Origin of the sequence: Vulcanibacillus modesticaldus, assembly GCF_001730235.1 — a bacterium.
Classification (GTDB): Bacteria; Bacillota; Bacilli; order Tepidibacillales; family Tepidibacillaceae; genus Vulcanibacillus; species Vulcanibacillus modesticaldus.
Genome location: NZ_MIJF01000002.1, coordinates 1 through 517 on the forward strand (window position 1 = coordinate 1; position 517 = coordinate 517).

The 517-nt window shown below is 50.3% G+C and carries 2 rRNA genes; both read right to left on the minus strand.

The annotated features are described in order from the left end of the window. Positions 1–188: ribosomal RNA gene (locus BHF71_RS00850) — 23S ribosomal RNA — on the minus strand; the annotation flags it as partial. A gap of 149 nt (positions 189–337) precedes the next feature. Continuing rightward, positions 338–517 (minus strand): 16S ribosomal RNA (locus tag BHF71_RS00855); the annotation flags it as partial.

A 517-nucleotide genomic window follows, 5' to 3' on the forward strand; every position in this document is an offset into this window, starting at 1 on the left:
CTGGTTGCCTCCTCATCTCCTATGTGTTCAGAGATGGGTATGCTTCCATTACGAAGCATGGGTTCCCCCATTCGGAAATCCCCGGATCAATGCTCACTTACAGCTCCCCGAGGCATATCGGTGTTCGTCCCGTCCTTCTTCGGCTCCTAGCACCAAGGCATCCACCGTGCGCCCTTTGTAGCTTAACCTATTCTTTACGCTCTTCTCGGTGAATTTCTTTTTCTCGCTATCTAGTTTTCAAGGTGCATTCTCTTGAAAGAGTTCTTTACTCTTTCAAAACTAAACAGTGTATCCAAGCCCTTTTTTTCTCATCTCTTAAGATGAGTCGACTCCATAGAAAGGAGGTGATCCAGCCGCACCTTCCGATACGGCTACCTTGTTACGACTTCACCCCAATCATCTGCCCCACCTTAGGCGGCTGGCTCCATATTGGTTACCTCACCGACTTTGGGTGTTGCAAACTCTCGTGGTGTGACGGGCGGTGTGTACAAGGCCCGGGAACGTATTCACCGCGGCA